This window comes from Halorussus vallis (assembly GCF_024138165.1).
Classification (GTDB): Archaea; Halobacteriota; Halobacteria; order Halobacteriales; family Haladaptataceae; genus Halorussus; species Halorussus vallis.
Map to the genome: position 1 here is coordinate 690,597 of NZ_CP100000.1, position 13,801 is coordinate 704,397.

The following is a 13,801-nucleotide window of genomic DNA, read 5'->3' on the forward strand; positions in this document are numbered from 1 at the left end:
CAGTTGGATTCCGCCGTGGAACTCTGCCGACGGGCGGTCCCGCCGACCATCGTCCGCGGTCAGATGCCGTAGCCGCGACGACAACGCCGCCTCAGGGGAGCATCTGGTTTCGTAAATCCCGGACGACGCCGCGGGCGTCGAGGCGGATACGCTCGCTCAACATCAGCAGGACGGCGAAGTACGTCGCACCGCCGACGGCGAGCACCGCCGCGAGGCGGAGCGCGCCGTGCGCGCCGCCGAGTTCGAGGGTGACGGCGTAGACGACGGCGGTCATCGCGAGCATGGCGACGACCTGTCGGCCCACGTCCGCGACCGCGGCGGGCGAAACCGGTTCGTCGAGGAGGTAGAACAGCGTGGCGACGCTCGCGCCGAACGAGAACACCGTGGCCCACGCGACGCCCCACGAGTCGTAGAGGTCCGTCAGCGGAATCGCCGTCAGGCCGTACACCGCGATGAGCAGGAACCCGCTCATCGCGTACACCCGCGGCCGGTCGGTGCCGAGGAAGAACTTCTCCAGGCCCTCGCGGTAGCCGTTCATCAGGTTCGCTATCGCCAGAACCGGAATCAGCGAGTTCGCGAGTCCGACCGCGCCGACCACCGGGAGGACGGTCGTTCCGGCGGCCGTCCCGTAGAGGGTCAACAGCAGGTCGTTGCCGATTATCGCGCCGCCGCCGACGACCGGGATGGCGAACAGGCCGGCGTAGGTGAGGATGGCCCCGAGGAGGTAGGTGGTCTCCTCGTCGTTGCCCTCGTCGGCGTGGACCGACACCTGCGGGAGCGCGACCTGCGCGAGCGCCGAGGAGAACAGCATCGACGCCTCGGTGAGGGTGAAGACGTTCTTGTAGACGCCGGTCACGCCGGTGCCGACGAACTGGCCCAGCAGGATGTAGTCCGCGTGTTTGAACAGTTGACTCGAGACGCTCTGGACGTAGGAGTACTTCGAGTAGTCGAGGAACTCCCGGAACATCGACCGCGAGGGGCGGGCCGGAATCACCCGCGCGAACCCGAAGAACGAGACGCAGAAGGTCAGGAACTGACCGACGATGAGCCCCCAGATGAGCCCGTAGACGCCGAATCCGGCGACCACGAGCGCCGCCTGAATCGGGACGATGAGCGCGTACCGCCCGTTCTCTATCGCGCCGACGAGCGCGACCCGCTGTTTCCCTTCGAGGAACGCCCCCGAGAGGCGGTAGAGCCCCCACGTGAGCACGCCGAGCGGGACGAGCATCGCCGCCTCGGTGTGGAGGATACCGTTGAGGTACCCCCGGAGGGGTGCGACGACGGCCGTCAGGATTCCGACGCCCCCGAGGAGTATCAGCGTCGCGCTCGCGAAGTGCCGCGCCTCGGCCCCGCCCTCGCTCACGTTCTTGACCAGCACCGGAAACAGCCCGAACGTCGCGAGGTTGGCCGCGATCATCTGCATCCCGAGGAAGATGGAGTAGACCCCGATGCCGTCGAAGCCGAGTTCGCGCGTGAAGAAGATGGTCCCGAGGAACCCCAGAAGCGTCCCCAGGACGTTCGTGACGAACCGCTTGGAGATTTCCGCGCCGACCTTCATACGAGCCTACTCCAGGTACCCCAGTTCGCGGAGTCGGTCCTTGACCTCGCCCTCCTTCTCGTCGTCCCCGACGACGCCGCCGGCGGTGACGGCGTCGGCGCCGACGAACTCGTAGGTTTCGGGTTCGCGTTCGGCGGGGTCGCTCCCCTCGGCGAACACGTCGAGGACCTCGCCCGTCATCGACTCGGGCAAGCGGTAGCCGAGCGCGTGGAGCACCGTGGGCGCCACGTCGGTGATGGTCGCGCCCTCGATTTCGCCGGTCCGGAACGAGGGGCCGCGCGCGAGGAAGATGCCCTCGCGAGCGTGGCCGCTGGTGTCGACCTCGAACAGCGGTTCGTCGACGTCGAACCGCGAGGAGGCGTGGACCTCCGGCGTCTCGATAATCATGGCGAGGTCGGGCGTGTGCGGCCCGCCGCGGTCGAGGCGCTCGAACCGGACGTCGAGGTCCGCGTCGGCGGCGGCCTCGCGGAGCGCCGACTCCGCGCGACCGCACACCCGGTCGACCTCGGCGGGGTCGTCGGCCAGCGCGTAGACGAGCGTCGTCTTCTGGCCGACGTCGGCGACGGCCTCGGTGCGGTTCCAGTCGATGCGGCCCTTGCTCAGGGCGTTGTCGAGTCCGAGGTGGTCGCCGGTCGGCACGCCGGTGAGCGCGCTCTCGGGGACGAGTTTCCGGGCCAGCGTCAGCAGTCCGACCCTGCCGAGAACGTCGCTCGCGACGTCGCGGGCGGTACCCATCGCTTCCTTCTTGGCGTCGCCGGACTCCGAGAGGGTGACCAGTCCCGCACGGCGAAGGACGAGGTTCGCCGCGAACTTCGCGCGAACCTTCTCGAAGCCGTGGTCGCTCATCACGACGAGGTCCTCGTCCTCGTGGGCGTCGAGGAACTCCCCGAGTCGCTCGTCGACGCGCCGGTAGACCTCGAACAGCGGATTGTCCGGGGAGGCTGGCGGAGTGGCGTCGGGCCCCCAGAAGTGGTGGGCCACACGGTCGGTCGCGCGAATCAGTCCCACCGCGAGGTCCGGGTCCTCCTTTTGGATGAAGTGTTCGAACCCCTCGAATCGCTTGTCCACGAGTTCGAGGCTCAGGTCCACGTAGTCGCGCGAGTCGGTCGGCCGGTCGTTGCGAAGTTTGTAGCCGTCGACGAGGTCGGTGAGTTCGTCCCACCGCTCCGGCGGGTGGGCGTACTCGTCCTTGTACTCGGGGGCGGCGGCGATTATCGTGCCGTCGATGGCCTGCCAGGGGTACGAGCCCGGGATGTTGAACACGACCGACCGACCGCCCTGGTCGTCGACCGCGTCCCACATCTTGCCGGGGACGAACTCGTCGTGGCTCAGGTCGTTCCGCCGAGTCTCGCGGTTGAAGTGGGTGAACCCGTACATGTCGAGCGTCGGCGGCGCTCGTCCGGTGGCGAACGCGGGCCACGCGGGGACCGTGATCTCGGGAACCGTACTTTCGAGGTCGCCGTGGACGCTCTCGTCCAGCAGGCGCTCGAACGCGGGAAGTTCCCCGGCTTCGACCCACGGCTCGATGAGCGAGAACGTCGCGCCGTCGAGTCCGAGGAGTATCATGTGCGCCGGGACGGGGTCGACCGCTAAAAGGGGTTTGGTCCTACTCCAGGTAGCCCAGGTCCGAGAGCCGCCGAGCCACGTCGCCGTCCTCGGTCGACTGCTGGGCCGCCGGTTCGTACTCGGGGTAGGCCGTCGGTTCGACCGAGTCGACGGCCGCCAGCGTCTCGCCGTCCATCTCCTCGTCGGGGGCGACGCCCAGCGTCGACAGCACCGTCGGCGCGACGTCGAACAGGTGCGCGCCCGAGAGGTCGGCGTCCGGAGAGACGCCCTCGCCGGCGACGGCGACGACGCCCTCCAGTTTGTGGTTCCACGGTTCGGGGTCGCCGAACCGCTCGCCGACCAGCGCCGACAGCGAGTGGTCGAAGTCGGCGGGAATCGCCAGCACGTCGACCGCCTCGTCGGCGTAGGGGCCGCTGATGTGCTCCTCGCGCGGGACGACCTCGTCGAAGACGGGGCGTCCCTCGGGCGTGGTCGCGGTCGTCAACAGCGAGATGATCTCGTCGCGGACGCCCTCGTACTCGCTCTCGGGAACCACGCCGTCGGGGTCGCGACCCTCGACGTTCAACCGCACGCCCAGTTCGGACGGCGAGCGCAGGTACGCCTTCGACCGGCGGAAGTCCACGGCGTCGCTGGCGGCGAACACCGCACTCACGGGCACGTGTCTTCCGACGAACTCGGCGAGGCCGAGCCGTTCGAGCGCGGCCTTGCCCCGCTGGTAGGTCAGGCCGAATCGGGCGGCGGTCGTGGCGATTCGTTCGAGGAGGTCCGTCTCCGAATCGCCCCGGCCGTCCTCGGTCAGTCGCTCGTCCTTTATCTGGAACCACGAGGGGACGCCTTGGCCCTCGGTCGTCGTCTCGACCGCGCCCGCATCGCGCAGGAACTGGTTAATTCGAAACTCGTAGCCGTCGTACTCGCCCATGCCGTGGTCACTGGCGACGACCACGGTGTCCGGGTCGCACTCGTCGAGAATCATTCCGACTTGCTCGTCGACGCGCCGGTAGACCCGCCGGACCTTCTCGTTGTCGCCGGGGAAGTCGTGGAACACCGCGTCGGTCTTCTGGAACTGGACGAACCCGAAGTCGGGGTCGGACTCCTCGGCGAGGTACCGGAACGCCTTCCCCCGCATCTCGGTGAGTTCGAGGTAGTCTTCGAACTTCGCGTCGCCCGCCCGCTCGTCGGTTTCGCGGCGAGCGTACACGCGGTAGTCGCCGACGGCCTCGCGCACGTCGTCCAGGACGCCCGCGGGGTGACACGGCGGATTCTCGGGGGCGAGATAGCCGGGGATGACGGCGCCGTCTATCTCTGGCGGCGGACTCGTCACGGGCGCGTTGACGACGACGCTCGTCAGTCCTGCCTCGTCGAGGTACTCCCAGAGGGTTCGCCGTCGGACGTCGGTCGCGTTGACGATGTCCCAGTCGTAGCCGTCGAACCGCAGGAAGTCGAAGACGCCGTGCTTGCCGGGGTTCGTCCCGGTGTACAGCGACGGCCACGCGCTCGCGGTCCACGGCGGAATCTGGGATTCGAGGGGACCGGCCGCGCCCTCCTCGAAGAGCGACCGGAGGTGCGGCAGTTCGTCGTCCTCGAAGAGCGGTCGGAGGACCGGAAAACAGGCCGCGTCGAGTCCGACCAGTAGCGTCTGCATGTCTGGGTCCAACCGACGAAACCGCTTAAAGCTGCTTTTCCTCCGTCGCCGCGGCGGTTCGCGGGCGTCGCTATTCGAGGTATCCCAGTTGGCGGAGGTTCCGCTCGACCCCCTCGCTGTAATCGGCGTCGCCGTCGCCGCCGGCGCCGTCGAACTCCGCGCCGAGCGTCGAGACGAGGCGGTCGCGGAGGTCCTCGACCACCGCCGGGTCGGGGTCGTCCACGACCGTCTCGCCGGGGAGTTCGTAGAGGCGTTCGCTCCCGTCCGACCGCAGTTCGAACCGGTACTCCTCGGTGCGGACCGACTTCCGGCCGAGTTCGAACTCCCGGCGCGTGGCGGCCGACACCTCGGCGGCGGCCTCCCGGTCGGCGAGGTCCGAAGGCGCTTCCGCGGCGAAGACGGCGTCGCGGCGCTCGTCGCCGAACAGTGAGTGCCCGCGCGTCTCCGGTGCGTCGAGGTCGCAGAGGTCACAGAGCGTCGCGAACACGTCGACGTGAGAGACGAGGTCGTCGCGGCGCTCGCCGGCGGGGACGCCCGGACCGGCGACGACGAACGGGACGCGCGTCAGTTCGTCGTAGAGGAAGTTGCCGTGGTAGAGTCCGCCGTGTTCGCCAAAGAGTTCCCCGTGGTCCGAGGTGAGGACGACGACGGTGTCCTCCAGCAGTCCCTCGCGCTCGAACCACTCGAAGAAGGCGTCGAGTCTATCGTCGAGGTACGCGAGCGACGCCGCGTACCACGCCTTGAGCGCGTCGAGTTCGGTGGCCGAGAGCGATTCGCGGTCCTCGAAGTACCGCATGGCGATACTGACCGACCCGGCCCCGTCGGCCGCCGCGAACAGTCGGTCGTCGTCCACGTCGTCGTGGTCGAATCGCCCCGGTGAGTCGAGCAACTCCTCGACCAGCGGAACCGCGGGTCGGGAGAGTTCGGGCGTCGCGGCCCGCTTGTACGGCCGCGGCGGGTCGTAGGGCGCGTGGACGGTCGTCACGTTCGCCATCGCGAAGAAGGGCTCGGCGGAACCGCCGAGCCAGTCGCGCAGGCGGTCGAACTTGATTTCGGTGTAGTAGTCGTTGCCCCGCCGGAGGAGTCGCAGGAAGTCGTTCCTGACGAGCGGGTCGGTCACCAGTTGCCGGAAGAACGCCGGCGACGGCCGCTCGGCCACTTCCTCGTACACCTCGTAGTACTCCTCGAAGCCGCGGTCGAGTCCGGTCGCCGAACCCATCTTGGCCGGGCCGGGGATGCCGTAGGTTCGGTAGCCGCGGTCGGCGAACCACTCCGCGAGCAGCGGGACCGACTCGGGCATGGTCGGCCACGCGCCCTCGAATCCGGTTTCGGGCGGGTAGAGCCCGGAGAACAGGGTTCCGTGGGAGGGCGGCGTCCACGGGCCGACCGCGAAGGCGTTCTCGAAGACGGTCCCGCGGTCGGCCACCCGGTCGAAGGTCGGCGTCTTCACGGGGAACGCCCCTTCGTAACAGGTGAGCGCGTCGGCGCGGAGTGTGTCGAAGACGAGAAGCAGGACGTTCGGGCGGTCGGGCATACTCGTTTCGAGGTCCTCCGGAGAATAAATGCTTTAGCTTCGCCGCCGTCGAACGGGGGTTTTAAACGGTCTGCGGCCGCCCCCACCGACATGGACCCCGACGCCGTCCGCGTGGCGATGCTCCACCAGGACCCGCACCCGGCCCACCGCGGTTTCGCCGAGGCGGTCGGCGCCGACCTCGTCGACTACCACCGCCTCGGCGCGGGACCGTTCGAGGGTACCGTGGCCGAGGACGCCCTCAACGGTCTGGCGTACCCGAACTACGACGTCTACCTCGTGGAGGGGTCGCGGCCGCTGTACGCCGCGCTCGCCCGTCGGTTCACCCGCGGGGGGAAGTTGGTCTACCTCTGTGCCGACCACGGCCTCTACGAACTCGGCAGCGCCGACTTCGAGGGCGACTCGCTCGCGAAATCCCTCGTCGGGAAGTTCGGCACCCCGGCGGTCAGAGCGGTCGGCCGCCGCGGCATCGACGGCGTCGTCGCGGTTTCGGAGTTCGCCGCGGAGTTCACACGCCCGGTCGTCGGTCCCGACGCGCCGATAGAGGTCGCCCACCCGTTCATCCAACCGGAGAACTACGAGGCGCTCGGCGACGCGGACCCCGACCTCGACTCGAACGTCGCGGTGACGGTCGCTCGCCCGTGGCGGTACAAGGGCGTCGACATGCTGGTCGAAGCGTGGCCCCGCGTCCGCGAGGAGTTCCCCGACGCCGAACTCCACGTCGTCGGCGGCGGCCACCCCGAGTCGTACGGCGAGACGCCGGGCGTCAGAGTTCGGGGCTACGTCGAGGATCTCGCCGACGCGTTCGCCCCGGCGTCGCTGTTCGTTCAACCCTCGCGGATGGACACCTTCCCCGTCAGCACCCTCGAAGCCATGCGGGCCGGACTGCCGCCGCTGGTCACCCGAACGACCGGGACGCGCTCGGAGGCGCGGGAGATCGACGAGTCGCTCGTCGTCGAAACCAACACCTACGCGCTCTCCCGCGGCGTCCGGGAGTACTTCCACCGTGACGCCGACGAACGCCGCGAGTTCGCCGACCGCGCTCGCGAACGCGGCGCTCGGTTCGACCCCGCCTCGCGGAAGGCGGCGTTCCGCAAGGCGTTCCGGCGAGTTCTCAAAGCACTTTAATCTCGGCGGGGCGAGTACCCGCACATGACCGTCTACGTCGTCGGCCTCGACGGGGCCGACTGGTCGCTGCTGCGGCCCTGGGCCGAGGAGGGCCACCTCCCGGCGTTCGCCCGCGTGCTCGACGGCGGCGTCGCGGGCGACCTCCGGAGCACCCTCCCGCCGGTCACCTTCCCGGCGTGGAAGTGCTACTCGACGGGCAAGACCCCCGGCAAACTCGGCGTCTACGAGTGGTTCGCCTACGACCGCGCGACGAACGAGATATCGGCCAACGACGCGAGCGACTTTCGCTCCCGGGAGTACTGGGACGTCCTGGCCGAGAGCGGCCGGCGAGCGGGCGTGGTCAACATGCCGACCACGCATCCGCCGAAGATGGACGCCGACGCCCCCGAAGGCGTCCTCACTATCGCCGGGAGTCCCGCGAGCGAGCGCAAGCGGTTCACCAGCCCCGAGTCGCTGAAGGACGAACTGCTGGCCGAGATTCCCGACTACCGGGTCAAGCCCGACCTCGTGCTCGACCAGGCGACCCCCGACGAACTGGTCGCGGAGGCCCGGTCGCTGTTCGAACAGCGGTTCGCGGCGGCGACGTGGCTCGCCGACGAGAAGGACTGCGACCTCGTCCACACCACGCTCTTCGCGACCGACACCCTCCAGCACCGGCTCTGGGACCGCCCGGAGAAGCTTCGCGCGGCGTACGAGCGCGTCGACGAACTCCTCGGGGACCTGCTGGACCGCGACGACGCCGAGGCCGTCTTCCTGATGAGCGACCACGGCTTCACCGGAATCGACGAGATCTTCCTCGTCAACCAGTGGTTGCTCGAACGCGGCGACCTCGCGGTCGAGGAGTCCGAGTCCCGGGACCTGCTGGCGACCATCGGATTGACCGAGGAGCGACTGAAGCGACTGGTCGGCGAACTCGGCCTCGTCGGCCTCGCCCAGTCGCTCGTCCCCGAGTCCGTCCAGCGGTTCTTCCCGAGCGAGAGCGGCCGCGTGGCGATTCAGGACGCCGCCATCGACTGGTCGCGGACGAAGGCGGTTTCGCTCGGTCGCGGTCCGGTGTACGTCAACCGCGGCGCCTTCCCGGACGAGGCGGCGGCCGACGAGTACGCCGCGGCCCTCGCGGCCGACCTCGAATCGCTCGAAACGCCGGCGGGCGACCCCGTAGTCGCGGAGGTTCACGACCCCGCCGAAATCTACACCGGCGACCGCGCGCGCGGCCCGGACCTGGTGGTCGAGTACGCCACCGGCGTCGACGCGCCGGAAGCCATCGGCGGAGGCGTCTTCGGCGAGACGACCGAGTGGCTGGCGACCCACCGCCGGTCGGGCGTGTTCGCCGCGCTGGGCGACGGCGTCGGAACCGGAACCGCCGACCTCGACCTCTACGACCTCGCGCCGACCCTGCTCCACTACCTCGGGGCGGCGGTCCCGGAGGACGTCGACGGCGAGGTGCGCCGCGACGCGCTGGCCGGCGAGGCAGCCGAGCGCGACGTCGAGTACGGCCCGCCGACGGCGACCGAAGCGGCCGGGGCGGGCGCCGGCGAGGAAGTCGAGGACACGCTGCGCGAGTTGGGGTATCTGGAGTGATTCGACATACCCAAATAGTAGCCCGAGCACCACTCGCGGTGAGATTCGAATGACGTTCGGCGACTGGCTCTCGGACACGCGCGAACGCGTCGGCCGTGACGGCTCCCAAGGGATGAAAGAGAGCCTTCGAGAGCTGTGGGTCGGTGCGCTCCGGCGAACCGACGGCCTCTATTCGGGCGGCGAACACGTCTTCGAACGCGATTGGGACGTACTGATTCTGCTCGACGCCTGTCGGGTGGACCTGATGCGCGAGGTCGCCGACGAACACGCCTTCCTCGACGGTCCCGATACGCTCACCTCCGTCGGCAGTTCTTCGATACAGTGGATGGAGCGGACCTTCACCGAGGAGTACGCCGAGGAGATGCGCGAGACGGCGTACGTCACGGGCAACCCGTTCAGCAAGCGCGTTCTGAGCGAGGACGACCTCCTCGCGCTCGACGAAGTGTGGCGCTACGGCTGGGACGACGAAACCGGCACGATTCCCGCGCGGAACGTCACCGACCGGGCCATCGCCGCTGGCCGCGAACGCGACGCCGAACGGCTGATCGTCCACTACATGCAACCGCACTTCCCGTCGGTTCCCGAACCGCTCACCGACGGCATGAACGCGGACACGCTCGGCGACGGCGAAGGGTGGGACTCGCCGTGGCACCGTCTGCGACGGGGCGAACTCGACCGGGAGACGGTGTGGTCGTCGTACCGAGCGAACCTCCGGTACGTCCTGGAAGACGTGGCGCTGCTGCTGGAGAACGTAGACGCCGACCGCGTCGTCATCAGCGCCGACCACGCCAACGCCGCCGGCGAGTACGGCGTGTACGGCCATCCGAAGATTCCCCTGCCGGTCATCCGCACGGTGCCGTGGTATCGGACGAGCGCGACGGACGGCGGGAGCTACGAACCCGAGTTCGAACCGCAGGCCGAACGCGGAGACGTCGAAGAGAAGTTGGGCGCGCTCGGCTACCTCTGACCTTTCGAAGTCCATCAACCTCGAACGACGGTCGTCGAGACTACTCCATGTACCCGAGGTCCTTCAGGTGCTCGGCCACCATCTCCTCGTCCTCGTCGACGCCGTGCGAACCGCCCTCGCGCATCTGCTTCATCCGCTCTCGGTGGTCGTCGAGCGCGGCCGTCAACTCCTCGAACTCGCGAACGTCGTCCGCCGAACGGTCGTCCTCCGGTCGCTCGTCGGGCGTCTCCCGCACGTTGAAGCGGAACTCGCCGTCGTCGCCGTGCCGCAGGAGTTTCCAGCCGTCGGCCCGCCGAGCGCTACACCGGGCGTAATCGACGTGCCTACCAACGTCGGCGAAACTGTACTCGCGGGCGTCGACCTCGCCGTCGGCGAGGTCCCAGGCGGACTCGCCCTCCCAGCCGTCGAACGCGTCGAGGCCGAGCGCGTCGGTGACGGTCGGCGGAAGGTCGACGAGTCGGGTCTGTCCCTCGACGGCCGCCGCTTCTCGGTTGGGGTGGTGGACGACGAACGGGACGCGGAGGACGCCCTCCCAGAACTCCGGCGGGTGGCCGGCGTGGCGGTGTTCGCCGACGAGTTCGCCGTGGTCGGCGGTGAAGACGACGAGGGTGTCGTCCAGCAGGTCGCGGTTGTCGAGCGCGTTCAGTACCTTGCCGAACTGGTCGTCGACGTAGGCGCACTCGGCGTCGTAGAGCCTTCGAATCAGCTCCCACTCGCGGTCGGTCACCTCCTCGGGATGGTGGGTGCCCTTCCGAGAGAGGCCGCGACACCGCGCGAGGTCGAGCGGTTCGTCCAAGAACTGTCGCTGGAACTCCTCGGGCGCCTCGTAGGGGTGGTGGGCGTCCATGTAGTGGAGCCACGCGAACCACTCGCCCGACCGGTCGTCGATCCAGTCGAACGCACGCCGGTTGAGCGACTCGGCGCGCTCGTACTCGCTCTCGTTGCCGGTCGCGGTGGCGAACGCGGCGTCGACGCGGTTGTACACCCGCTCGATGGTCTTGAACAGCGTCCCCTCCTTGTCGAGGTTCGACTGGACGAACTGCTTGAGTTTGCCCGCCTCGGTCGTGCCGCTGGCGTCGTGCATCACCGAGAAGCCCCGGTCGTAGTGGTACGACCCGCTGGCGAAGTGGTTGTCCGTGTAGCCCGCGGTGGCGTACCCCGCGTCGCGGAGTCGCTCGGCGAGCGTCTGAATGCCGTCGTCGGCGCCGGGTTCGGGGATGCCGAGTCCCTCGATGCTCGCGAAGTACCGACTCGCGTGGATGGACGGGAACGACGCCGGCGTCGACGGGCCGTTGGCGACGCACTCGGTGAACTCTACCGCCCCGTCGGCGAACGACCGAGTTTCGGGCATCACCTCCGGATCCACCCGGTCGGCCCGGAGCGAGTCGACGGTGACGAGGAGGACGTTCATACTCGCTCCCTGTCGGTCGACGGTTAAAACGCTACTCGTCCGCGCCGGCGCTCGCGATCGCATCAACTGCGGGGACGTGGCGCCGGACTACTCGTACGCCGCCAGCACGCGCTCGGTCACCTCGTCCCAGGTCGGGAGCGGCGCGTCGGGCGCGTCGCGCCCGACCGCCGCTCTGGCGGCCCGGGCCACCGCTTCGGGCGCGACCGACGAGACGCCGACGCAGTCGCCGCGGTCGGCCCAGTCGACCAGCGCGCCCGCCTCCCGGACCACGCACGGCGTGCCGGCCGCGAGCGACTCCGCGACGGTCATCCCGTAGGACTCGAACGCAGAGAGCGTGAGGTAGGCCGCCGCGCCGGCGTACAGCCCCGGAAGTTCCTCGTCCGCGACGAATCCGAGGAACTCGACGCGGCCAGCGACGCCGGCGTCGCGGGCCGCGCGCTCCAGTTCCTCGCGGTAGTCGCCCAACCCGGCAACGAGGAGGTCGTACTCCGGGAGCGCATCGAGCGCGCGAATCGCGTGCTGGACGCCCTTGTACGCCTCCAGTCGGCCGACGCAGAGCAGATAGGGCCGGTCGCGCTCCGCGGGGATCGCGTCCTCGAATCGCCCGACGTCCAGACCGTTGGGAATCACGGCGGCCGAGACGCCGAAGTCCTCGCGGAGGCGGTCACGCTCCCACTCACTGACCGCGACGACCTCGTCGGCGCGGCGGAGCGCCCACCCGCCGAGAGGTCGGTACAGCGAGAGCAGTCGGTCCCGGAAGCCGCTAGCGCTCCCGCCGTGGTAGTGTGGCGTCACGACCAGTCGAGTGCGGGCGCCCGCCCCGAGCGCGGCGAAGAACGCGGGCAGAGAGTGGTAGTTGTGGGCGTGAACCACGTCGGGATTCGCCCGTCGAACCGCCCGGACGACGCCGGGCGCGACGTGGAACGCGCCGCCGGGCGCGAACCCGCGGAACCGCCGCACGTCCACGCTGTTCCGCGTTTCGCGTCGGGACACGTCGCCGCCCGCGTCGGCCGCGAAGACGGTGACCTCGTGGCCGCGGGCGACCATCCGCTCGGCGAGTTCGGAGACGTGCGTTTCGACGCCGCCGGCGTGCGGCGGGTAGCGCGGCGTCACCTGGAGTATCCGCATGAGCTACTCGAACGCCTCGCGCAACTCCTCGTCGACCTCCCAGGTCCCGTCGCCCTCGCCGCGCAGGAGCGCGACCGACGCGTTCAGCAACGACACCTGCGAGTCGAGGATGGCGTAGAGCGCCTGTAACGGTCCCAGGAGGTCCTTCTGTCCGAGCCAGACGAACCCGCCGAGCGCGACCGGAACCGCCAGTCCGGCCCAACCGGCGACCGAAACCGCGGCCGCCGTGACCGCGAGCACGTCGAGCGCGACGAGCCACGGCGAAATAACCATGAACCACCAGTTGAACGGGAGCACCAGCTTTCCGTAGTTGCCGTACTTGCCGAGCGCGTCGCGATGTTGGGCGAGCAGACGAATCAGGCCCATCCCCCGGCGGTCCTTCTGCAGACGCCGCTTTCCGAAGTCGGAGTGGGAGGCTTCCTTGTACCGGACCGCGGGGTCGAAGACCACGCGGTCGCCGCCGCGGCGGATCTTCAGCGCGAGTTCGGTGTCGTCGGCCAGCGAGTTCGGGTCGATGGGGACGATGGCGTCGTTGTCGAACGCCGAGAACGGACCGTGGAAGATGAGCGTCGAGTCGAGGTGCGATTCGAGCGTCTGGATGTGGGCCTGCACGCCCCGGTAGCCGGCTTCGACCTCGCTTCCGCCGAGGACCTCGGCGTTCTGTCCCGTCACGGCGGCCACGTCGGGGTCGGCGAGGTTCGCGGCGGCCTGCCGGAGCGCGTCCGGCGCGACGTAGGAGTCGCAGTCGGTCTTGACCACCATCTCGTTTTCCGCGGCCGCGTAGGCGTCGTTGAGCGCGGGTGCGAGGCCGCGACGCTCCCGCTCGCGGATGAGGTTCAGTTCCGGGTACTCGCGGTCGGCGAAGTACTCCTCGATGAGTTCGGGCGTCTCGTCGTCCGAGGAGTCGACGACGACCAGTTCGACCTTCTCCATCGGGTAGTCGAGCGCCAGCACGTCGTCGAGTTTCTTCTCGATGATGCCCGACTCGTTGTACGTCGGGAGCACGATGCTGGCAGTCGGTTCCGCGTCGCGCTTGTCGGCCGGCGAACCGCTCGGTCGAACCGCGGCGTAGAGCGCGAGGTACGCGAGGTACGGCAGGGCCGTCACGGCGACGAGGGCACCTGCGGCGGCCACCAGGGAGTCCATGTAACCGGCTACGGAAGGGGGTTATAATTGATTGTTGCTTGCGCGGCGGTCCCCCGTCGGCTCGGCGAAGCGGTCGGATACCGGCGCGACCGCTGCTCAGAACGTGAAAAATGAAGCCCCGTCGGAACAGGGCGAAAACGTGA

General features: G+C 69.2%; 10 protein-coding genes. 3 read left to right on the top strand and 7 right to left on the bottom strand.

The genetic code is table 11. From position 1 onward, the window contains the following. Positions 1–91: 91 nt before the first annotated feature. From NGM07_RS03725 to NGM07_RS03740, 4 genes are all read right to left on the bottom strand, one after another. Complete coding sequence (locus tag NGM07_RS03725) at positions 92–1,558, bottom strand: oligosaccharide flippase family protein (RefSeq protein WP_253517294.1); 1,467 nt, start codon at positions 1,556–1,558, stop codon at positions 92–94. Between the two features lie 6 nt (positions 1,559–1,564). Then, on the bottom strand, positions 1,565–3,124 hold the full coding sequence (locus NGM07_RS03730; RefSeq protein WP_253517295.1) for an alkaline phosphatase family protein: 1,560 nt from the start codon (positions 3,122–3,124) through the stop codon (positions 1,565–1,567). Positions 3,125–3,164: 40 nt separating this feature from the next. Beyond that, positions 3,165–4,766 (bottom strand): alkaline phosphatase family protein, encoded by a 1,602-nt coding sequence (locus NGM07_RS03735; protein ID WP_253517297.1) that lies wholly within the window; start codon positions 4,764–4,766, stop codon positions 3,165–3,167. A gap of 70 nt (positions 4,767–4,836) precedes the next feature. Continuing rightward, positions 4,837–6,300, bottom strand: a complete 1,464-nt coding sequence (locus NGM07_RS03740) for a sulfatase (protein WP_253517299.1) — start codon at positions 6,298–6,300, stop codon at positions 4,837–4,839. Between the two features lie 90 nt (positions 6,301–6,390). Here NGM07_RS03740 and NGM07_RS03745 point away from each other — a divergent pair, with 90 nt between their 5' ends. Genes NGM07_RS03745 through NGM07_RS03755 form a run of 3 tightly spaced genes read left to right on the top strand, consistent with a single transcriptional unit; the run spans position 6,391 to position 9,973 of the window. Continuing rightward, positions 6,391–7,425 carry a glycosyltransferase family 4 protein gene (locus tag NGM07_RS03745; protein WP_253517301.1) on the top strand — a complete coding sequence of 345 codons (1,035 nt, stop codon included), beginning with the start codon at positions 6,391–6,393 and terminating at the stop codon, positions 7,423–7,425. A 24-nt stretch (positions 7,426–7,449) separates the two neighbouring features. Beyond that, the gene (locus NGM07_RS03750) at positions 7,450–9,006 is read left to right on the top strand and encodes an alkaline phosphatase family protein (protein ID WP_253517303.1); all 1,557 of its coding nucleotides are present in this window, start codon (positions 7,450–7,452) and stop codon (positions 9,004–9,006) included. Between the two features lie 49 nt (positions 9,007–9,055). Continuing rightward, complete coding sequence (locus NGM07_RS03755) at positions 9,056–9,973, top strand: hypothetical protein (protein WP_253517305.1); 918 nt, start codon at positions 9,056–9,058, stop codon at positions 9,971–9,973. Between the two features lie 40 nt (positions 9,974–10,013). Here the strand turns inward: NGM07_RS03755 and NGM07_RS03760 are convergent, their stop codons facing one another. The 3 genes from NGM07_RS03760 to NGM07_RS03770 form a co-directional block, all read right to left on the bottom strand. Then, a complete protein-coding gene (locus NGM07_RS03760) occupies positions 10,014–11,384 on the bottom strand; it encodes a sulfatase (RefSeq protein ID WP_253517307.1) in 1,371 nt (456 codons plus the stop codon). An 87-nt stretch (positions 11,385–11,471) separates the two neighbouring features. Continuing rightward, positions 11,472–12,512 (bottom strand): glycosyltransferase family 4 protein, encoded by a 1,041-nt coding sequence (locus tag NGM07_RS03765; RefSeq protein WP_253517308.1) that lies wholly within the window; start codon positions 12,510–12,512, stop codon positions 11,472–11,474. 3 nt (positions 12,513–12,515) lie between these two features. Then, entirely contained in the window at positions 12,516–13,658 is a 1,143-nt protein-coding gene (locus tag NGM07_RS03770) for a glycosyltransferase (RefSeq protein ID WP_253517310.1), read from the bottom strand. Positions 13,659–13,801: the final 143 nt, after the last annotated feature.

Bases quoted from the DNA above. Each gene is read 5' to 3' on its own strand.
- NGM07_RS03725 (WP_253517294.1), bottom strand. From the start codon at position 1,558: ATGAAGGTCGGCGCGGAAATCTCCAAGCGGTTCGTCACGAACGTCCTG.
- NGM07_RS03730 (WP_253517295.1), bottom strand. From the start codon at position 3,124: ATGATACTCCTCGGACTCGACGGCGCGACGTTCTCGCTCATCGAGCCG.
- NGM07_RS03735 (WP_253517297.1), bottom strand. From the start codon at position 4,766: ATGCAGACGCTACTGGTCGGACTCGACGCGGCCTGTTTTCCGGTCCTC.
- NGM07_RS03740 (WP_253517299.1), bottom strand. From the start codon at position 6,300: ATGCCCGACCGCCCGAACGTCCTGCTTCTCGTCTTCGACACACTCCGC.
- NGM07_RS03745 (WP_253517301.1), top strand. From the start codon at position 6,391: ATGGACCCCGACGCCGTCCGCGTGGCGATGCTCCACCAGGACCCGCAC.
- NGM07_RS03750 (WP_253517303.1), top strand. From the start codon at position 7,450: ATGACCGTCTACGTCGTCGGCCTCGACGGGGCCGACTGGTCGCTGCTG.
- NGM07_RS03755 (WP_253517305.1), top strand. From the start codon at position 9,056: ATGACGTTCGGCGACTGGCTCTCGGACACGCGCGAACGCGTCGGCCGT.
- NGM07_RS03760 (WP_253517307.1), bottom strand. From the start codon at position 11,384: ATGAACGTCCTCCTCGTCACCGTCGACTCGCTCCGGGCCGACCGGGTG.
- NGM07_RS03765 (WP_253517308.1), bottom strand. From the start codon at position 12,512: ATGCGGATACTCCAGGTGACGCCGCGCTACCCGCCGCACGCCGGCGGC.
- NGM07_RS03770 (WP_253517310.1), bottom strand. From the start codon at position 13,658: ATGGACTCCCTGGTGGCCGCCGCAGGTGCCCTCGTCGCCGTGACGGCC.